General features: G+C 40.1%; 26 protein-coding genes. 8 read left to right on the forward strand and 18 right to left on the reverse strand.

Features of this window, described 5'->3' with window-relative positions; translation table 11 throughout:
- Positions 1-194: 194 nt before the first annotated feature.
- From QT327_RS21375 to QT327_RS21420, 10 genes are all read right to left on the reverse strand, one after another.
- Positions 195-452 carry a hypothetical protein gene (locus QT327_RS21375; RefSeq protein ID WP_289553987.1) on the reverse strand — a complete coding sequence of 86 codons (258 nt, stop codon included), beginning with the start codon at positions 450-452 and terminating at the stop codon, positions 195-197.
- Entirely contained in the window at positions 439-675 is a 237-nt protein-coding gene (locus QT327_RS21380; protein ID WP_289553989.1) for a hypothetical protein, read from the reverse strand. Before QT327_RS21380 ends, QT327_RS21375 begins: the two co-directional genes overlap by 14 nt.
- 62 nt (positions 676-737) lie before the next feature.
- Positions 738-920, reverse strand: coding sequence for a hypothetical protein (locus tag QT327_RS21385; RefSeq protein WP_289553990.1), 183 nt, complete (start codon positions 918-920; stop codon positions 738-740).
- 2 nt (positions 921-922) lie between these two features.
- Positions 923-1549 (reverse strand): DUF3164 family protein, encoded by a 627-nt coding sequence (locus tag QT327_RS21390; protein WP_289553991.1) that lies wholly within the window; start codon positions 1547-1549, stop codon positions 923-925.
- Between the two features lie 134 nt (positions 1550-1683).
- Complete coding sequence (locus QT327_RS21395; protein ID WP_289553992.1) at positions 1684-2319, reverse strand: helix-turn-helix domain-containing protein; 636 nt, start codon at positions 2317-2319, stop codon at positions 1684-1686.
- Positions 2316-2705, reverse strand: a complete 390-nt coding sequence (locus QT327_RS21400) for a hypothetical protein (protein ID WP_289553993.1) — start codon at positions 2703-2705, stop codon at positions 2316-2318. Before QT327_RS21400 ends, QT327_RS21395 begins: the two co-directional genes overlap by 4 nt.
- Positions 2705-3565 (reverse strand): AAA family ATPase, encoded by an 861-nt coding sequence (locus QT327_RS21405; RefSeq protein WP_289553994.1) that lies wholly within the window; start codon positions 3563-3565, stop codon positions 2705-2707. Before QT327_RS21405 ends, QT327_RS21400 begins: the two co-directional genes overlap by 1 nt.
- Before the next feature lie 47 nt (positions 3566-3612).
- On the reverse strand, positions 3613-5595 hold the full coding sequence (locus QT327_RS21410; protein WP_289553995.1) for a hypothetical protein: 1983 nt from the start codon (positions 5593-5595) through the stop codon (positions 3613-3615).
- A gap of 60 nt (positions 5596-5655) precedes the next feature.
- Positions 5656-6129 carry a hypothetical protein gene (locus tag QT327_RS21415; RefSeq protein ID WP_289553996.1) on the reverse strand — a complete coding sequence of 158 codons (474 nt, stop codon included), beginning with the start codon at positions 6127-6129 and terminating at the stop codon, positions 5656-5658.
- A gap of 4 nt (positions 6130-6133) precedes the next feature.
- Positions 6134-6370 carry a hypothetical protein gene (locus QT327_RS21420; protein ID WP_289553997.1) on the reverse strand — a complete coding sequence of 79 codons (237 nt, stop codon included), beginning with the start codon at positions 6368-6370 and terminating at the stop codon, positions 6134-6136.
- 86 nt (positions 6371-6456) lie between these two features.
- Between QT327_RS21420 and QT327_RS21425 the strand changes: the two genes are divergently transcribed.
- On the forward strand, positions 6457-7365 hold the full coding sequence (locus tag QT327_RS21425; protein WP_289553999.1) for a S24 family peptidase: 909 nt from the start codon (positions 6457-6459) through the stop codon (positions 7363-7365).
- A 213-nt stretch (positions 7366-7578) separates the two neighbouring features.
- Here QT327_RS21425 and QT327_RS21430 read toward each other — a convergent pair whose 3' ends face one another.
- Positions 7579-8295, reverse strand: a complete 717-nt coding sequence (locus QT327_RS21430) for a ferritin-like domain-containing protein (RefSeq protein ID WP_130856259.1) — start codon at positions 8293-8295, stop codon at positions 7579-7581.
- A gap of 339 nt (positions 8296-8634) precedes the next feature.
- The gene (locus QT327_RS21435) at positions 8635-10734 is read right to left on the reverse strand and encodes a CehA/McbA family metallohydrolase domain-containing protein (protein ID WP_242627199.1); all 2100 of its coding nucleotides are present in this window, start codon (positions 10732-10734) and stop codon (positions 8635-8637) included.
- 246 nt (positions 10735-10980) lie between these two features.
- Between QT327_RS21435 and QT327_RS21440 the strand changes: the two genes are divergently transcribed.
- The 4 genes from QT327_RS21440 (at position 10981) to nudK (ending at position 13095) form a co-directional block, all read left to right on the forward strand.
- Positions 10981-11271, forward strand: a complete 291-nt coding sequence (locus QT327_RS21440) for an HU family DNA-binding protein (protein WP_041387273.1) — start codon at positions 10981-10983, stop codon at positions 11269-11271.
- Between the two features lie 251 nt (positions 11272-11522).
- On the forward strand, positions 11523-12113 hold the full coding sequence (locus QT327_RS21445; RefSeq protein ID WP_130856260.1) for a Crp/Fnr family transcriptional regulator: 591 nt from the start codon (positions 11523-11525) through the stop codon (positions 12111-12113).
- Between the two features lie 57 nt (positions 12114-12170).
- Positions 12171-12527 (forward strand): DUF4406 domain-containing protein, encoded by a 357-nt coding sequence (locus tag QT327_RS21450; protein ID WP_130856261.1) that lies wholly within the window; start codon positions 12171-12173, stop codon positions 12525-12527.
- Positions 12517-13095, forward strand: a complete 579-nt coding sequence (gene nudK, locus QT327_RS21455) for a GDP-mannose pyrophosphatase NudK (protein WP_289554000.1) — start codon at positions 12517-12519, stop codon at positions 13093-13095. Before QT327_RS21450 ends, nudK begins: the two co-directional genes overlap by 11 nt.
- Positions 13096-13310: 215 nt before the next feature.
- Here nudK and QT327_RS21460 read toward each other — a convergent pair whose 3' ends face one another.
- A complete protein-coding gene (locus QT327_RS21460; protein ID WP_289554001.1) occupies positions 13311-13487 on the reverse strand; it encodes a hypothetical protein in 177 nt (58 codons plus the stop codon).
- Between the two features lie 318 nt (positions 13488-13805).
- Between QT327_RS21460 and QT327_RS21465 the strand changes: the two genes are divergently transcribed.
- A complete protein-coding gene (locus QT327_RS21465) occupies positions 13806-14162 on the forward strand; it encodes a response regulator transcription factor (protein WP_130856263.1) in 357 nt (118 codons plus the stop codon).
- A 19-nt stretch (positions 14163-14181) separates the two neighbouring features.
- Here QT327_RS21465 and QT327_RS21470 read toward each other — a convergent pair whose 3' ends face one another.
- The gene (locus QT327_RS21470) at positions 14182-14655 is read right to left on the reverse strand and encodes a hypothetical protein (RefSeq protein ID WP_130856264.1); all 474 of its coding nucleotides are present in this window, start codon (positions 14653-14655) and stop codon (positions 14182-14184) included.
- A gap of 78 nt (positions 14656-14733) precedes the next feature.
- Positions 14734-15087: a response regulator transcription factor gene (locus tag QT327_RS21475; protein ID WP_130856265.1), complete on the reverse strand. Its 354-nt coding sequence runs from the start codon at positions 15085-15087 to the stop codon at positions 14734-14736.
- Positions 15088-15400: 313 nt separating this feature from the next.
- Here QT327_RS21475 and QT327_RS21480 point away from each other — a divergent pair, with 313 nt between their 5' ends.
- The gene (locus QT327_RS21480) at positions 15401-15940 is read left to right on the forward strand and encodes an RNA polymerase sigma factor (RefSeq protein WP_130856266.1); all 540 of its coding nucleotides are present in this window, start codon (positions 15401-15403) and stop codon (positions 15938-15940) included.
- 1 nt (position 15941) lies between these two features.
- Positions 15942-16775, forward strand: a complete 834-nt coding sequence (locus QT327_RS21485; RefSeq protein ID WP_130856267.1) for an anti-sigma factor — start codon at positions 15942-15944, stop codon at positions 16773-16775.
- 57 nt (positions 16776-16832) lie between these two features.
- Here the strand turns inward: QT327_RS21485 and QT327_RS28345 are convergent, their stop codons facing one another.
- From QT327_RS28345 to QT327_RS21495, 3 genes are all read right to left on the reverse strand, one after another.
- Positions 16833-17186 (reverse strand): OmpA family protein, encoded by a 354-nt coding sequence (locus tag QT327_RS28345; RefSeq protein ID WP_354004830.1) that lies wholly within the window; start codon positions 17184-17186, stop codon positions 16833-16835.
- Positions 17187-17262: 76 nt separating this feature from the next.
- Positions 17263-18867: a hypothetical protein gene (locus tag QT327_RS21490; RefSeq protein WP_130856269.1), complete on the reverse strand. Its 1605-nt coding sequence runs from the start codon at positions 18865-18867 to the stop codon at positions 17263-17265.
- A gap of 130 nt (positions 18868-18997) precedes the next feature.
- A complete protein-coding gene (locus tag QT327_RS21495) occupies positions 18998-19972 on the reverse strand; it encodes a YihY/virulence factor BrkB family protein (RefSeq protein WP_130856270.1) in 975 nt (324 codons plus the stop codon).
- Positions 19973-20280 lie beyond the last annotated feature (308 nt).

The following is a 20280-nucleotide window of genomic DNA, read 5'->3' on the forward strand; positions in this document are numbered from 1 at the left end:
TATTCCTTCGAAAAAAGGACTGTTTAGAATCTTGGTAAATAGCAGTAAGTTTTTACTACTGATCGATGTGAAATACATAGTAATAGTTCCCTTTTCTTTGTTTCTATTGTGATCAACTTTACTATTGAAAGCGTGTTTAAGTATTTCATCAAGCACTACTCTTTGAGAAGAAGCATTTTTTATGCTATTAATGTTCATACAGCCGCCCTCCTTAAGAACACTATTGCAGTATCTTTATTAACCGCCTTAGTAAGATTTTTTTTGTATTCTTCTTTCATGCAGGGATTATCTACAACAGAAGCGAGCAAAGCGAAGTGTTTGTATGTCCTGTACTTCGTTTGGGTCGTTTCGTGCTCGACTTTTTGCCATACTAAACGCTTCTTGTCGTTCGCGAAATAAAAGCGATCACCTAGTGAAAGCTTTTCCATTGTTGTCATCTCATTTCTTTGCATTTCTCGCACGTTTAATAGCCGCTAATACATCAATGAAGGCAATTAGGCATAAAGCTATACCTATCTTAACTGAATTGCTTACGGTTTCCCAGAATAGGATTGTTGAAACCAGTACTGCCAAGCTAAGAAGCACAAGCCCCCAGATCATTAGTTTTTCTTTTTTTGTTAGCTCGTAGGCTTCTGCACCGTCTACGTAGCCGATTACTTTTGTTTTATTTTCCATGAGATATTTAATTTATCCGAACCCGACAGGGGAAACGAACCCCTGCCATGCTCCAAGTCGGGTTAATTCTGTTTTGAACCGCTGAACGCATTAGTTAAATCAGCGTCATTGACTGCACTTAGCCTTTCGTCTAGGTTTCTTTTTCCTAGCGAGGGGTGAGAAGCGTACAACTCCTTGCGATCATCGGAAAGAAGGTAATTGCCAAAGTCCGTAAGGACGGTTTCTAATTGAACTTGTTTTTCCATAACTATATACTTGCAAAATTTAATTGGATGTCTTTGTACTGACCATTTGAATCACGTACCCATACCCTAAAGTATGTTTTGCTATCTGGTCGTCTAACAGCTTTGTCGATAAGCTGCATGGCTAAGCTATACCGATTGTCGCGCACACGATCAGTATACCTGCGAAGACCTAAGACGCGTTTTGTATCTAGCTTGCCGTTTGAAGTTTGAAATGCTTCCATTACTAAAGGCTTTACGAAGTCTTTAGCCCCGTTCAATCCATCACTTAATACCTCGTCTAGCTTTTCTTTAGCTAGTTGTATGGTGTTTTCATCGAAGGTTATAGCTTCCGAAATGCTAACTTCTACTTTTATGCTCCTGTCAAAATTGTAGAAGGTAGCATTGCCTTTACCCTTTCCTATTTTCCCGCCATTTTCCTCACAAAAGAGCTTATAAAGCTCTTCGGCCTCTTTCCTTACCCTTTCCTTGTAAGCAGCTAATTGCTCGTGTATTTTAAGGGCTTCTGTAGCTAGTTTAAATGTTGAACGCTCCGCATTACGCTCATACATAGTAGTCCTATTGTAAGGTATCTGTGTACCTGCCTCGTCAAACCATACTTTGTCTTTTGCTTGTTGCTGTTTAATTGTCATTTGTAGTAGATTTTAAAGAGTTTAACTGATCGTTTAATTCCGAGAGCTTTTTTATCATATCGAAACGGTGCTCCCAATTGCTGTTAGGGTTATCGCGAAGCCAATTCTCGACTTCCGCAATTTCTTGCTGAATCTTATGCATATACCTTATCTATTTGGTTTAGAATGGCGTTAGCAACGGTACGCTCATACCGATAGCTGTCTTCTTGAAAAATGGTTACAATTTGATTATACCAACAATGAAAGGCCTTAGCCTCAATAGAGGATAGTGTGATGCTTGTGCCTACTCTATTTTCAAATTGGCGTTTTTTGATCTTAGCTTTAAGCCTATCGTTAACCTTATCTACAATCTCGTAAAGCAAGCTTTCTCCTAGATTATCTGGCTTGTAGGCATTCAAAGCAGCAGTTACAAGTAGGGTTACCCCCTCTAACTGATTAATGTTAAGTTTTACTGTCATTTCGTCTTCTATTTTCTTCTTTTTTAGCTGTATGAATTGCTGATTTTCTATGTCAATCATGAGATTTTTATACCTGTTAGCGATCTTCCTATCGTAAGATAAAAGGTCTTCCATGACCTGAATAGCCATCACTACCGTAGTGTGATGTCTATTTAAGGCTCTTGATAATTTCACGCATCCTTCGTGTCTCAATATGTAGCAGGTCATTTGTCTAGCCTCGCTTATCTGCCTCTTTCTGGAAGGTGATTTTATGTCTTGTACCGTTACGCCATATTCATCGGCGACCAAGGCTATTATTGGGTCAAAATTCATCTTACAACCTCCTTAATTACATTTGCGATCATATTAGCATAGCTCCGTTCCATGATCTTACGATGTGGGCGAAACTCTAAGCTTTCGGGATTATGTAAAGCCATATATGCTCGTAATCTTTCCCGATAAGACATAGAATCAGCAGCCAATAAGAAAACTTGTTCACGTTTAGCCCATTGGTTTTTAAACCACTTCCAAAACGCAGAAGTGTAAGGCAATTCGTTAATAAATGGTGTGTCTCCATACTCATAGGCTAAGTACAGATAGCCCATTTCCTCTTGATATTGGGCATATTGCAACGCATCCCAAGCAAGAAGGGACATTACCCGCTCTTGGTTAGTGCGGGTAATTCTTCTTATTTGCTCTATGTAACTAACCTTCTCCATTATGCAGCCTTTCTTTTGTTGCTATGTACAAGTCTTTCTACGCGCCTTAAATCACCTTCACTTTGATTGATTATTTCGCTAGCTTTTAACTCATCTTGAATACCGTTTGCATTGATGATACCTAGCTGATCGGCTTTAGTAGGCTTAGGAAGCGGTATAAATTTGCGGCCGATTCGGCTAAAGATTTCCTTATAGCCCTTCTTGTTAAGGTTCACGCCCTTATCTATTCGCTTCTGTAAGTGATCCGTAGCCATTAGTACTAAAGCCGCCTTTCCTTCAAGCAGATTGTATAAGGAAATGAAGAAGTAAAGCACTTGATCTGTTAGTTTGTCGGCTTCATCAAGAATGATAAGCACTTTGTCCAGTTTGCGAGCGGTGGAGACAACTGTTTGCATCATTTCGCTAACAGTATACCCCCCGCCGTCTTTTCCCATTGCCTGTAACAGTTCGGCCAAGAAAGTCTTTCTGTTGAAATACTCATTACAGCACACCAAAAAAACATTTTCGTTTTCAGCAGCATACCGTTTAGCAGTGAATGTTTTACCTGTACCTGCATCGCCTATTATTGCTAAGGTAAGTGCGTGTGCTTTTGCGTCAGTCAATAAAAAATTAAGCATATCCGTTGCTTTAGTGTTTACCGCTATCCATTCAGCCCCTATGCCAGACACTTGTTTTTGAATATTACGCCAAGCGGCGTCTCCTATAGACCCCCATTTACCCGAAAGCATCATGCTTACATAGGCATTGCTTATACCTTTCAAAAGCTTGCTTGCTTTATTTGCACTTCCACCCGCCATGTTGTCCACATATTTGCGTAAGTCGGCGGCAATTTGTTCTTTTGTTTTGTTATCTATTTCCATGAGATAATGAATTAGTGAGCGGCTACCCTGCACGGTAGCTGCTCTTGTTAGTATAAATCGTATATATTTGTTATTGAATTTTCTAGATCAACTTCACTTGCACCCGCTTGAATTGCCCCAATTACTTTGGTGTCTTTATGGCTAATTTCCTTTATCAATACCCCCGCATTAATACGGCTTTCAGCATCGATTTTTGCGCGTTCTAACAACGCTTTCCTTGCTTCTAACGGCTCGTTAATCATATCAATCAAGGTCGCCTTCTCGGCCATTAAATTATTATATCTAGCTCTATCCCCTTCTTGCTGATCGGCTAAAGCCGCTTTTGTATTCTCGAATAGTGGTATGACTTCACGGTAAGTATTCCCGTCAGTAATAAGAATTTCGTCAAAGTTGTACGGGTCATATGTTACTTGGACTTTTTTACCAATATTATTGTAAATAGCCCTTTGGCTTAACTCGTAAGTACGCTTAATTTTGTTCAATTCGAATACAATACCCGCAGAGCTTACAGCTATTGGCAACTTAGTTTGCTTGCCAAATAAAGATAGTCTCGTTTCGCTGCTTATAGCCTTTTGTTTACTCTTCTCCGAGTTGTTAAAGGCGGTTATCCACTCTTCTTGCCTAGTTAGCTCCGACCCCTTTCGTTTTGTTTTGCGAAGGTTGTCGACTAGCTTAGCAATCATAGAAGGTGCCTCGCTGACGTTTGGGAAATTGGAAGTAATTAACGCGTCTGGGTTAAGTTTTTCACTGCTTGTGATATTGTGCCCGCTATAATTGGTTTTAAAAACCTTTTTAAGCTCTTGATGCCAAATCGTACCAAACGAAGCCTCAACATACTTGGTACGCGCGTTTTTATGACCCGCAGGGGTAAATGTGCCCATACTATTGTAGAATTGCTCTAATTCGGTCGTGTTTTTGCCACTTATACCCCAATGGTCGGTTTGTATTTGCCTCCATAGGTATTGTCCCCCCGTCAATTCACACACATGTGCGAAAGCATTTCGATAAGCCTCGTATATAAGTTCCTTAGTAACTACATCGCCAATGGCATAACCAAGTATATAATCGTTAAAAGCATCAATAACCACATACAGTACAGGCCTGTAATACTTGTTTTTGCCGTTAATAAAGTAAGCATCTAGGTTATTATCGTCACTGTTAATTAACAAAAGCGGAGCGCTTGCACGATCACGATGTATTTGTTTGCTTAATTTGTTGTAAGTTTTGGCTATACCTTCACGGCTTAACATCAATTCGGAAGCCCACTGCCTACGTCGATACCCTACAGTTTCAGGGCTGATAGGTTGATAATTATTTTCTTTAGCCCACTGATTGTAAGAATCGGCTATAACGGTATCATCATGCTTATTTCTATCTTCTAGCATGGCTTTCAATACCGCTTCGGATAGTTCATCATTGATTTTAGCCCTATAGCTATTACCGAATTTGTGCTTTTCTATCAAAGTCTCGTAGCCGTTACCCCTATACTCTTTAAGTTTATCTTTTAACCTTCTTTCGTTTGTTGGTAAATTGACTTTCTTGATAACTATTAGCTCCGTAGCAGTTTGCCAGAAAGCGGCCATACTTATATTAAGCTCGCGTTTTAAAGCACGCTTATCTTCTGTAATTCTGGCTAACATATTAAGCCAATTAGCCGCTTGGGTATACCTTTTAACGTAGTTAATAACAGGTTTTCCATTACTGTCTGTGTCAACAGCAGGCAATTTACCACCACTTGGCAATACGTACTCTCTATAATAGGTTTCTGCCTTGTAATCCCAATCAATAAGCTTTAGTATAGGTTCCTTAGCAATGTATTCATAAGGGTTCCCGTATATTTCAATTACCGATCTACGGTATTTATCAGGCAAGCTTTCGAACTCTATCAATACCACACGGCCAACACCACCATAACCATGTACGGTGATTTTCTTATTAGCCTTATGGTACTTATAGTTTGATTCCGTCATAATCACGGGCACAAATTCCTCGTAAGTAAGGCAAAGCTTGTTGTTATTGTGATATTGCATGGTTTTACTTGTAGTTCCCGCCCTATGGCGATGATAAGGCTACGCTTTCGGGAATGTTGTTTAAATGCTTTTTAGACGAGTTATTTTGGATTCTATTAAATGAGCGAATCTACTTCTACGTGATAAAGTGATGTCTTTAAATATGTTTTCAGGGGTAAACAAATTATAAAATGACGGTAAATACGAAATAGCGCAATCTGCAACAATCATTTTAATTTCAACATTATCCATTATTGAAATAGCGGTTTTAACGAAATTGGCCGCATCTCTATCTTGGTCTACCACATCATAATATCTTTTATAGGTTAATTGGCCTGTTTGAGGCACGTAGAAGACTGTTAAAAAATGATGTTTATTAGTAACTACCGTATCTACTATAGCCATGCAGCTAGCACCTTTCTTGATCATTTTAGGTTTATAGCCGTAGTTCATAATGCAGTTTCCTATATAATCTTTCGCCTTGTCTTCTGTCATTGATGGCGTAGAGGTATTTAACTTTGTCCCGTTATAATAAATGTCAAATAATGCTTTCATATCATTAGAGTTTTACGATTTGTTTAACTGCCTCGATTAGTTTGTTTGTACCCTCATTGGTTATTAGGTCGATTTCACGAACAAGCTTCGCTTTCGGACTGTTATCCTCTCTTGTTCCTTGTCTTATTTTGTTCACATAGCTCACACTACATGGGACTAATGCTGCTACCTGTTCAGCTGTCATCCGATACTTTTTTTGATTTTTGGTACAAGTGGAATTAATATTTGTAAATTCGCTCATGTTTGTGTCTCTTTGCTGACACAAAAATAGACATATATCTAATTAAAATCAAAATATTTTAGACATTTATCTAATATTTTTAGTGAATGAGCGGTAACAGGGTCATAGACAGGCTATTAGAATACCTAAACTATAAGGGTATAAGCAACTCTAAAGCAGAGAAAGAGCTTGGTTTGGCCAATGCATATCTAAGAAATACCGCTAAAGAAGGTAGACAAGGGTCTATTACTTCCGACATCTTAGCCAAAATTGAAAACACATATTTAGATATAAATCTAATTTGGTTGATCACTGGCAAGGGCGAAATGTTGAACACCCTAGCTGTAAACGGTTATAAAAACGGCAATACCCCCGAACCACAGTATACAGAAAGTGATCATAATTACACGAAATCTGCAAATAGCCTAACTCCTAAAAAGGGTAAAATACTAACCCCTAGACTAACCCCTAAGTTAAATATGGGTATGCCTCATGTAGTAACCATCGATAATTTAGGTCGCGATAATGTAGCATTAGTACCTGTGCGCGCTAGAGCAGGTTATCTCTCTGGTTATGGTGACCCAGAGTATATAAAAGAACTACCGTCATACAATTTGCCCACACTTAGAAATGGCACATATAGAGCTTTTGAAATTGAAGGGCATTCAATGACACCTACACTAAAAAATCACGATATAGTAGTAGGCGAGTGGGTTGAAAATCTTGACCATATCAGAGATGATAGAGTTTATATAGTAGTAACAAAAACTAGCGGAATCGTTGTTAAACGCGTTTTAAATAGGATTTTTGAGTATGGTTTTATCGTTGCAAAGTCTGACGCAGTTAACAATAGGCAGGACTATCCGAATCTGAAAATAATGCCGGAAGATATTATAGAAATCTGGTATGCTAGACTTTATATTAGTGCAGAATTTAAAGCACCGTCCGATATGTGGCAAAGGCTGAATGATCTAGAAGCGGGTCTAGAAATGGTTAAGAAAAAGCTAGGAGAATAAACCTTTCTATAACGCATTAAATTACCTTTTATAACCTTTTTAAAATTTGCGCTTTTTATTCAAGCGAAATTCAATCAAATTCAAGCTGCTTGTACAACTTGAATTATTAGCCATTTTTTAAAATCTGCGTTTTTTGGGCTGTTTGCGCATTTTTTGCTCTTTTTTTATTTACTTAAATTGGTACATGTTGAATTACCCCCCTTAATAGTCAAGTTAATAAGTGGGTAAATCTCTTGCGTTTATTTTTGTTTTAATAAAAGGGGCGGCAGCTGTTAATACCTTTGTCGGGCTTAACGATTTTTCAAGCCCATTCATATCCACTACATCGCTACCTGCAAAACTTCCGTTTTGAATTAGATCACGAATTAAGGCAGCGTGCCTTGCCTCCACCGAGACGATTTTGCCTGCCAATAGTAAATATTCTCCTTTCTCAATCAATTGTCCTGCTCCATTGTAAGCCGATACACCCAGGTCTTCGAACACTTTCGCTGTGGCCAGTACACTATCCCTACTGCCAAAGTTAATGGATGAAAAATCAACTTCTAAATCCTGAATAGCGTTCGCTTGCAAAGCCGCTTTGAAAAACTCGCGATGCGCAATTTCATGGTCGCGGATGTCGGTCAGTAAATTTTTTTCCAGCTCCGAAATACCACTATAAGGTGTTTCCGCAACCTTCGTATAAAAAGCTGCCTCTAATTGTTCTAATGCATAAGCATAGTTTAAAATGGCAATATCTCCTTTTCCCAAATACACACCTTCATCCATTCCCGGGAAGTCATCATCGTCTTTGTTACAGCCTGTAACGGCTATTGCTGTAACGGCCATACTGGCGCTGGCATATTTCAAAAAGGAACGTCTTTTTAATGACGAAGTAGTTAAGTTCTCTGTACTATACAAAGTTTCTTTTTCCTTTAAATAATAATCATTCATAGATAATTTATTTAGCGTTTGCAATTGTTTAAAGAGACTTACGATAATAAGGGGAACTTGGATTTACGTACCGCATTTTTTTCTTTAGTGTGATGAGTAAAAAAAGAAAGTTTCAAAATGGAAAGAGGGGATGATGCCAACTGCATTGCCAATGGGCAAGCAATACCGGTCAGGGGCAATCGACGATGGAGAGCTGTTAAGTAAAGATGTCTACACAGGTAATAATCTCCCGTTCTTTAGAAAATGCGTTCTGCTCATCGGACAGAAAGGCTTACGGCGAGTGAGTTTTAACTATAAATTTATAGGGAGCGCCCGATGAAACTGCCGTCATTTACCGGATTACTCCGCTATGTAAAACGACTGGCTAAAGGCTCCATTAGCGGCAACATCCCAAGCTTCAAGGCGTACCCATGCGCGTTTCTCAAGCTTGGTCTTAAACCGGAGCACCTGCGAACCAAAGGCTTCTGTTTTAGTTAAGTCGATCCTTTCCCGGTATACCTGCTGTCCATCGCCGGAGATAACTTCTACAAAATTCATGGGAAAAGTCCAATTTAGTGCCAGTTCAATGGTGGCCATTCCTGAATTATCGAGCGTTATAGTTTCACCCGAATGTTTACCGTTGATGGTTAAGCGTGGCATCAATACCTCGCCGGTTGTAGTGAAAAATCGGCCCTTTTGCATACTGTTGAGTATGGGATCCCAACTATCGGTAAACTTAGGTAGCGAGTCGAGCATCAAATAATTCACATTCATGTGAGCATACATCTCGTTTGCGGGCGTTATCGTAAAAAGATCGGCTTCAGCAATAACGGTTTTTTTTAAGCCCCAGTTATTCATATCATCCATTAAATCAAGCACGCGTTTGCCTAATCTTGGCGAAGATAAATCGGCGGGCATAGGCTTCCAGGCGGCACCCATAAAGCGATCCGATTTAAAAAAGTCCTCATTTTTATAAAGATCGGGTGTGTTTACCGAACCTTTAGTGCGTGCATGAGCGGTCCATGCAAGGCCCTGCTCTTGCTCGAGAAGCTTCAACATGTCTTTCTTGTCTCCAATATGGTATATTTTCCCATAGGAAGGGTGGTTTTCTGAATAGGCCGCTCCGTTTTCACGAGACATAATCCAATAAACCGGTTTGGGGAAGAGAGCAAGCCAGTGGCCTCCAAAGAACTCATTGGGCTCTTCGCCGGGGAGCAGAAGAAAGCGATCATCTGATAAGCGTTTACATTGTTCAAAAAGAGCATGCAGCTCTTTTAACCGTTGTTCATCAGGTCCTTTAGGGTGCGCGGTATAGTGAAACTCTGCTAAGTGCACCATGTCAACTCCCATTCGTTTAAACACGGTGACAAAGTCAGGGACTTCCGGAATGGGTTTGTTTGCCAGTACAACATTCATGATGAATTCATTATGAAAATGGCTGGACATGGTTTTATATCCGGGAAGTTTTACATAGGCATCATTGTGCGTGAATTTTTTTATGGCAGCGAAGGCATTGTCTTCATCTTCCGTACTCAACATGCAAAAAAAGTTCAGGCGCTGTTTGGTCCCCGGAGGAGCATTGAACCAGGGAACAAATCGCTTATCTCCCTGTAGGTCTTGTCGGATTCCGATGCCATATCCATCAACCATTTTCCGATAGTTGTTTCCATACCAGGTAAATTTCAAGTTGAAGGCCTCATCCAATGGATAAAAGTATTGATGTGGAGCAGGAAACAGCGTCAAAATACCCTCTTTTCCCTTTGCGGCAATGCTGCGATATTTAACCGCCACGTTTTTGGAAGTATCCGTAGCAATCATATCCGTAGTTTGCAGGCTATCCGCTGTGTTAATCCAGGATATACTTTTCCATTCCGGCTCACGACTTACCAAACCGGCGTCATAAACAATGGCAGAAGAATCTGCATTTGTAGACATGACAGCGGCAACATTAAAAAGCGGGCTGCCATTATAAAAAGTAATCTCAAGGTCGCCGCTAAAGCGATCGGCCTTAAGCGAAGAGATTTTTACTACGGTGCGACTACCGATGGTTTCCACCGTCGCGTCGGATTTTTCTAGTTTTACTTCATGCGTGTTATAAGGCTTTTGGGGAACTTTATCAAAAAAGATATTCCAGCCATTCTGCGAGACTAAATCCCGTTTACCGATAGTCAGAAGAAAAGATGGATCCAGATTCGATGAGATAAGTTTGCTCACTTTGCCTTTCGTCAGCAAAATACGACTGAACAAGGGTTTCCCTGCTTGCATATTAAGTTCAACCTGGCCATAGCGGTTATCCCCGGCAGGCCATTTTATTTCCAATATATCATTGCGGTAGTTTAAATCCGCGCCGGCTTTTTTGTCGAATTTTTGGCGGCTTACGGTTGGTGTTTGAGCCAACAACGTGTTTGTATAATAGACTAAGAGGAGGCTAATAATTAGGCAGCTGCGCATGTGAATCATTTATAATGGGTTTATACAAAAAAGGAAAATCGATTTTATCCACAAAGGCAATGCGTTTCAAAATTTCGATAATGCGTATCAACAACCTGCATAATATTGAAAATATCATAGATAATTCAACAAAAGACGCTCGCTAGCTAATATATCTTTTGGAGACAGTAGATAAAAAAGTTATATTTATGGCATATAAAACCAATGGGTATTAGGTCTATTGGTTTGCCGATTTGTAAACTTAACTCTATTACAATGAACAAAGCTGATCTTATCACAAAGATTGCCGCAGATGCGGGCATTACAAAAGTTCAGGCAGAAAAAGCGCTGAGCAGTATCACTAATTCGGTTACTACAACCTTGAAAAAAGGCGAGAGCGTGTCGTTGATAGGCTTCGGAACCTTTACAGTGGGCCAGCGTGCCGCCCGTAGTGGACGTAACCCCAACACTGGAGCCGTCATTAAAATAAAGGCTACCAAGGTCCCTAAATTTAGACCCGGTAAGTCACTTCGCGAAGCCGTAGCCTCAGCAAAAACAAAAAAATAGGACCCTGCGGACTTATTTCATGTGGTCCGATTCCATTAGATCGGACCACATAATCACCGATACGCTTACCATTCCGTCATTACCTGAATCATACTTCCGAAGAAATTACCATCAGATACCATCAATACGAAATCGATATCATCCCTGAAGCACTGTTACAAAGATCGTTTGGAACCTTACTAATTTTAGGTCTTCTTGAGAACAATGAAAAATAATTTAGATATTGTGCTTTCATTTTAAGAGACGCGCCCATGGCCTACGATGTAGTCTTGAAAAACATAAACAAACACATTTCACTGGATACGGATGAAATTTCCTACTTTACCTCGCTCCTGAAAGAAAAGAAAGTTTCCAAAAGAGCCATGATCTTAAAAGACGGGCAGGTATGTAAAGAGATCAGCTTCGTTAAATCGGGTGCTTTGCGAGCATACTACAGAGATAAAACTGGGAAAGAATCAACCATTATGTTTGCTATCACAGATTGGTGGGTTACCGATATGTTTTGTTTCGTAAATGAACAGCCCGCCATGCTCAATATTGAAGCAATAGAAGATAGCGTTGTGCTGCAATTGTTAAAAGCCGATCTGGATAAATTGTACATCAAAATTCCAAAGTTCGAAAGGTTTTTCAGAATAATAATGCAGAATGCATACATCAGAGAACAGCTTCGCGTTATTCAAAACCTCTCGCTCCCGGCTAATGAACGATATAATCTTTTCTTAAGCAAGTATCCCGAGATAGTAAAACAGGTTAAACAAAAGCAGATTGCTTCCTACCTAGGTATCACACCGGAATTTTTGAGTATGCTGCGAAGAAATAAAAGAACAAAAAGGATTTCTTAAACTACATTATTTTTTTTCTTACGTCCGTTCAGTTTTTTTGTAACAAAATAAAAAACTATGTTCATACTTATTGCAGGTCCTTACCGAAGCGGAACTAACGATGATGTAAACTTAATGCGGCAAAATTTAAATAAACTTGAATCGGTCGCTTTACCACTCTTTAGAAAAGGCCATGTCCCTATCATTGGCGAATGGGTCGCACTCCCTCTTATCCATCTTGCAGGCTCTACAAAACCGGGCGACGAAGCATGGGAGGAGGTGCAATATCCGGTGGCTCATCGCCTACTTGAAAAATGTGATGCCGTACTTCGGATAGAAGGGGCATCCAAAGGCGCAGATGAAGATGTGCGAATTGCAAAAGAAAGAGGATTAAAGATCTACTATCATATCGAAGATGTTCCCGATGCAGAGTAATGTGAAAATCCTAAAGACAGAAATCTTGTCTGATAATTGGTATATTTTGAAGAAAATTACCTACGAGTACCTAAAAGGCGACGGGAAAAAACAGGTTCAGACAAGAGAAGCTTACGATAGAGGAAATGGTGCCACCATTTTACTCTATAATAAAGAGCAAAAAACGATCATTCTAACTCGGCAGTTTCGATTACCAACCTTTATAAACGGCAACGAAACCGGCATGTTAATTGAAGCCTGTGCAGGTTTATTGGATAAGGATAATGCAATAGATTGTATACGCCGAGAAACGGAAGAGGAAACGGGCTATAAGGTTACAAATATCACCAAAGTATTGGAGGCTTACATGTCGCCGGGCTCCGTAACGGAGATGCTATATTTTTTTATAGCAGAATACACGAATGAAATGAAAATCACAGCTGGAGGTGGCTTGGAACACGAAGGAGAAAACATTGAAGTATTGGAACTCTTTTTTGACGATGCCCTCCGTATGATGGAAACCGGCGAAATTAAGGACGGCAAAACGATTATATTACTGCAATATCTTCGCCTTAAAAACCTTTTATAATAAAAAGTGATACATTGAGAAAACGAATGATACGCAGATTTTCGAACAAACTCGCTTAAATAGGATTATTCTGACCACACCGCTAGCTCGTAACCATCGGGGTCCGTGATGAAAGCGCTTACCCCCTGGAAAGTTAAAGATATCCTTCACAAGAACACCTCCGGCACTTATCACCTTACGCTTGCTTGTTTCAATATCTTCCGAATAAAGAACGATTAAAATACTTCCGTTAATTGGCTCGCCGGAAGTAAAGCCGCCATCAACATAGTCGCCTTCGAAAGCGGTGTATCCCGGTCCGTAATCCGTAAATTTCCAACGGAAACTATCTGTGTAAAATTTTTTGGCTCGATTAATATCAGTTGAGAGAAACTCGATATACTGTACCTGCTCATGCTTTAATTTTTTTGCGATTGTATCTTAGTCATAACGTCATCTTTAGTATACAAATGTATCCCTTAAATGACAAGATTAATAATTTTTTGAAATGAGTGCTATTATACGCTAAATGCCGCTAATAGTCAAAACTGAATAATATTCGATTTCTTGATAAATTTTATCTATAGTTTGATTCTGAAAAAAAGCACCATATATTATTGTCGCGCTAAAAAGGATGCATATATTTGGGATTCAAAATAGGCTTATGGCAATGCGGTCGCCTATTGCAGATGTACGATTGAGTTGCTAATAGATCTAAAACAGAATTGGCATATATGGGAACCAAAATTATGGTGCTGGAAGATGATCCTGATATCCGTCGGGTTATCGCTTTGATCTTACTTAGAGAGCGCTTCGAAGTACAGAGCTACGCCAGTGCCACCGCATTTTTAAATGAGATATCGGACATGGATGCCGACCTTTTTCTACTCGACGTCAAGTTACCCGATGGTAACGGAATGGATATATGTAATCAGTTAAAACAGGATAGTCGGACTCGCCATATTCCCGTTATCATGATGTCTGCGCATTATAATTTAGCGAAGGCCGGTGAATTTATCGCTGACGATTTTATATGCAAGCCATTCAATATTACGGATTTCGTGGACACCATTCGGAAGCATATAGCGTGATTTTGGCTTGTCATTGGTCTCATATATTGGAATCAATAATTTCTTTTCCTTTTTGGTATAAATTTTTAAAAAAAATGAAAGGCAGGTTATTCAGTGCCAAGTAATCTTTAAGCTCTTGAGCGGACATTCTCAGTTCTGCCGCCAAGAAGGAAATAACCGGAATACCCAATGCACTTAATTGCTCAATGGTTTCCAGTGTGAAAAAACCTAGGCTTTCCGATTCACGATAGAGCTGTTCAAGCCGTTCCATTCGTCGGGCTACTAACCGCTCCTGTGTGCTAATCTCCTCTTGCCTTTCTTGCAGTATATTTCCGGTAAATAGATGTAGTTGCTTTACATGATGTAACATGATGTTTGCTTCCAAGGTAAGGACATCGTTACCTTTTTTCTCCGATAATCGTATCCGGTATCTTACTTTCCCTTTCGATACTTCCTTCTCTTCCAGTTCAAGGTAAGTAAAGCCGACCTTAAACTTAATCGCTTTATCGGGCATACTGATCTCTATGGCCGTGAGAAAATAGCATTATATTTACCGGCACTCGCTGTAGATTTGGCTGCATAATGATCCTGGTTAACGTATAAGGTGCTTTATTCGACTCACCAGATCGTCGATTTCAAACGGCTTTCTAATAAAATCGGCGGGTATACAATCGCTATTAAGAATGCGATCGGTATGAGCGGACATCATAACAATAGGGATACCTGCCGTCTCTTGTCGAGATCGAAGGTCGCAACATATTTCTAATCCGTTACCGTCGGGCAAACGGATATCCAGCAAGAATAAACTGGCGTCGCTGTGTTCCTCCGCCCAAAAACTCTTAGCCTTATTATAACTCTTCACTTCCATCCCTTCTTTTCGCAAAATATATTCTATTATTTCTCTAATATCTGTATCGTCCTCAAGGATCACAACTGTCTTTTTCATAATACTTGTAACTTTTCCGATAGCTACCAAAAATCTAGCTCCACCATATTTTATATATACGAAATGAGGTAAATTTTGGTTGACCACAAGATCCCTGTATTAAAAAAGTTACGAAACTCATCCATCAGCGACTATGGCGATGCTAATCTTAATGGGCGTAATGCACAAATACAGCACAATATGAAGTTTATAAATCCTATCTACGAATTTTACCGTATATCGTTTCGAGACGACGACCAAAACAATTGCATAGAGGAACATGTTGTAAAGTGAAAAAGTTAACTATATTTACTAGATTTTTATCTGATTATCTTTGTCAACAAAATCCGTCTATACAGAAGAAGAGTTGGTAGCCCTCCTAAAGCGCAGGGATCAGCAAGCGTACAGTTACCTGTATGATAGCTATGCTGCCGCTTTTTACGGGGTTATTCAGCGTATAGTAGGGGAGGGCGAAGAGGTAACCGATATATTGCAGGAGGGCTTTGTAAAAGTATGGAAGAATATTGAACAGTATGATGTAGGCAAAGGAAAGTTGTTTACCTGGATGCTCAACATCATGCGTCATGTAGCCATTGATTATTTGCGATCGGGGATGAGAAAGAAAGAACAGCATACCGACAGCTTGGAACCCGGCACGCATGTAAGAGGAAATGAAACGCATACGAAGGTCGATCACTTGGGCCTGAGCAATGTGTTGGATAAATTGAAGGATGAGCACAGAATTATTATCGAATTGGCGTATTACCAAGGATATACACAAGAAGAAATAGCAAAAGAATTGGACATACCGTTGGGAACGGTAAAGTCAAGAGCAAGGTTAGCACTGGCACAATTACGACAAATATTGAATTAAATTGGATATAAAGGCATACATATCGTCAGGAATTATTGAGATGTACGCGCTCGGTATTGCCAGCGAAGCAGAAGCTCGTGAGCTGGAGAACCTATGTATACAATATCCGGAAATAAAGCAAGCTTTGTTGGAAGCTCAGGAAGGAATGGAACGCTTCGCTCAAGCCAATGCTTCCACCCCGCCTGCAGAGAGTAAGAACCGCATATTACAAACCTTGCAGCAAGAAGGTTTATTAAGCGATCGAGATACCCAATCGGACTCAATTGCATCGTCAACATCGGAGATTATACCCATCCACGATAGCAGGCAACGCCGAAGCTCTACAGCCGTCTTTGTCGCTGCAGCAGCAATCATATTATTGATATTGGGAGCTATCTACCATCTTTATACCGTTAATAAACTCAAAACGGAAATCCTACTAATGGCCACCCAACAGCGATCTTTAAACGCTGAGCTCACGCAATATCGAGATCGGGCAGATACACTCCGGCAACAGCTTGCAATTGTGGCTAAACCGGGCATACGGAAACTGGATCTACAGGGGGTGCCGGGCCATGAAGGAAGAGCGGCTGCTATCTATTGGAACACGACTACAAAAGAAGTTTATTTGGCGCCTAATCAATTAGCGGTACTACCGAAAGGAAAACAATATCAGTTATGGGCCATTATTGACGGAAAACCGGTAAGTGCAGGTGTTTTCAATCAAGGAAGTTTAGAGGCGGTGCAGCAGATGAAAACGGTGCAGCGAGCTGAAATGTTTGCCATTACCATCGAAAAGGAGGGCGGGGCTGAAATACCTAGCTTAGATCAAATGGTGGTTGCCGGTAAAATCTGACGTAAAGCATAAAAAAAGCAGGCCACTTAAACGTGACCTGCTCTTTCTCAAAAAGATTCAATCAACTATTTCGATCTCTACCCGACGATTTTTTTTCCGGCCCTCCGAGGTGGCGTTGGAAGCAATGGGTTTGGTATCGCCGAACTCGGTGGAGGCAATTTTAGAAGCGCTTACCCCCTTGTTTACTAAATAATTTTTAACCTGGTCTGCACGCGATTTAGATAATTTCCAGTTGTAAACATATTCACCTATAGCATCGGCATGTCCGCTGAGTTTAATGGCGTAACCATTTTCTTTTGCTACTGCTACCAGTTCGTCCAGTTCGGCTTCAAAATCTCTTGAAATAGTCGCTTTGTCAAAACCGAATTCAATGTTGTTAAAAGATTCCTTGGCTTTAACAGATTTCGTTATCTCCTTTTTATCAGATTACCATTGCAACGAATAGGTTGAGATGGTGGCCGCTGAAAATAGGGCGGCCAAACCTAAATTAATGGCTGTTTTTTTCATGCTTTCTTTGATTTAATTGTTTATATATAGTGGATTTATCGAGTATATTGATTGTCTTTTTATCCTGACCGGCACCTTGCCTAGCTATTTTTTCGGCGGATCGCCTATTACAGGCGTTATACTTAAAAATATTTAGATACATATCGCTGCATGATAAGTACAATGGAAAATATACCGGATCAATGGGGGGCGGCTGTAGGATCAATACATAGTAATGATCATTTTTGAGCACCTGTAGAAGAAACTTGAAACGTTCGCTGAGTAGACTGCGCTGTAGGAACCAATATGAATCATCGGAGACTAAAAGTGAATTTTCCTGTTTCGCCTTTAAGGATGGGGGACTGAAAAAAATGTGGTCAAGTGGCAAAGCCCTATCACGATGTACTATTTCTTCGATGTGTACAGAAGGATCCAGCACATAATCTTGTAAGAATTTTCGATCTTTATAGACTTCGAGTTCATCTCCCATGGGCGCAAGGTGTATAAGTACCACACGCACGCCAGTCTTCAGTAGCGGCTCGATTAAATTTTCTTGTAATTCTTTCGGGTAGCTCGAATACGTCAGGGCAGTAATATTGACGATGGTTCCGGCAGACAAGGAGTTGTTTTTTATTAGATTGAGGAGATTCCTTTTGGAATCGATGTCCGTCCAGACGTGAAAATGGGCCTGGTCGTTGCTCGTTAAATCCGCAGTTCTCAATACGAATGGAAAGCGATATTTTTTGTAATAAATAATGAGAAGACTTATTAGTAACGAGAGCAAAAATGAAATAACAGCGAACCGGAAAGGTGATCGGGAAAGATTTCGATTCGTTAATGGTTTTAAAGGTTTAGCTTCTGTTAGCTCAATGGATGTGACAAGCTGTTTTGGTAGTTGGTCAAAAGACGACTGATATCGGTGTAGCATGAGTTCGTATCGTTTGGCCGCTTCATCCCGAGATTTTAATAAGCTATTTAACCGATTTATCAAAGAGGATGATAAGGGGTAGTTATGCCCGGGAGGACTTAGTCTTAGCATGGAATCTAATGATGTCAGAATCGCTAACCGAACTTGTATAAGCGTTTGGCTTAAGGATACTCCGCTTTCCGAATCTGCTGCTTGGGTTTTCGCTCTTTCGGTGTGCAATTGGTTGTAAGAAATAATCAAACTGTCTAAAGAACGGTTGTCTGTCGGAAAAGTTGGGATTTGATTAAATTGGGATATAGGAATTTCAGTGTAATTTTTAATCGTTTGCAGTTTGCTTCGCCATAACTTGCTAAACTTTTTCGTTTGTGTGTGCTTTACTAACAATTTGGTCGCTTCTATACTGTCCAGCAAAGCAACTATTTTGCTATCGAATTGATGAATCACCGCGTTTTCCTTCGCCAAATCATTTTCGAGCCTTTTTAGGATAGTTAAGCCGGTCAGCTCGTTCTCTTCCATGGGTAGTTTTTGCTGATCAATTTTTGCCAATACGGATAGAACAAGAACGATCAGAAAAATGCAAGCAGCCAACGGCAGCCAGCCCTTGTTGGGCGAGCAACATTCGGCAACACTTTCTTTTAAAATGACCAGGCTGCGCCGGTATTTTCCTACAAATAACATTAAGGGTATATACGGCTGCGCTTAATGCAAGGATTTTATGTCGGATTGATTGTATAAAAGAATAACGCCAATTGTTAAAAAGTGAGAACTTTCATGAAATGCAACCGATTTTCGCTGTAACACTCGTGTGCTACAATCCTTTCAGAACCTGCTTTGCTTTCTCATCACTCTCTTGTACGGATGCCTTTCCGGTTTCTATTTCAACTTCCTTCGTGGTAACGGCGTAGGTGTTCGGTCTGATTTCGGAACCATATGCTATCACATAAGCTTTGGTGAATTCTGCACCGAAATAAAGGATCATAGCCGAATAATACGTCCATAGCAGTAAAATTACAAGAGAACGAGCAGAACCAAAGGCGTCTCCTGCTCCGCTCCGGCCAATGTAGAACGAGATGGCAAATTTCCCCAAAATAAACAGGATTGCAGTAACAAAAGCGCCTGTAAGTACATCTTTCCATCGTATACGGGCATCCGGAAGCACCTTGAAAATCACCGCAAAGATAAACCAGATAACAGCAAGCGTTATGACCTGGTTTAATATATAAAAGAATACAATAGAAACATTCTCATATCGAACGCTCAGTCGATCACTGAAGCTGTCCAAAAAGGTCGTTATAAGCAGAGATACCAATAAAATGAAGCTTAAGCTTATAATCACCGAAAAGGACAGGAATCTGTTCTGAAGCATTTTTAACCATCCTTTTTTCGGTTTGGGTTTGATGCCCCAAATGTGATTAATGGAGTCCTGAATATCGGCAAAAACCGTGGTGGCCCCTATCAATAATGTTACGGCACCTATAACAATGGCCGTGGTACTGCTGCCATTGATGTTCGCGTTCTTTATCACTTCCTGTATCTGCAAGGCCGTATTCTTGTCAAGAAAAGTACTCAACTGGCCGTATATTTGATTCTCGGCCGCTTCCCTCCCTAAAAAGAAGCCGCACAAGGCGATAACGAGTACCAATAAGGGCGCCATCGAAAATACGGTATAATAGGCTAAGGAACCACTCATTTTCGTAACATTATGCTCCATAAACCCGTTGATTGAAGCCTTCAATATCTGAAATGCCCTGGGCATTAACTTCTTTTTTTCCCTTTTTTCCATAAGATGTTAGAAAATGTTGTCCTTTAATTTCAACAATTGAAGATGCCAATGGTTGAGATGAAATTGAACTACTTGTCCCAGGGATCAGACAGACACAGAGGCCCGTCAGGCTATAAAAAGTAGTTGATAAAATTACCTTGTTTCCTGTAGAAAAATTGGTACAGGTTATTACACTGCCAATACACTAAATCATACATGTTTCTAAATTAAAATGCAATATAGTTGCATATTTGTAGGAATGGGTTTATCTTTGATATGTGTTTGTTTTAAAGAATATCACGCATAAGAAAATTATTGCCCATATATTG

Source organism: Olivibacter sp. 47, assembly GCF_030372825.1.
Lineage (GTDB): Bacteria > Bacteroidota > Bacteroidia > Sphingobacteriales > Sphingobacteriaceae > Olivibacter > Olivibacter oleidegradans.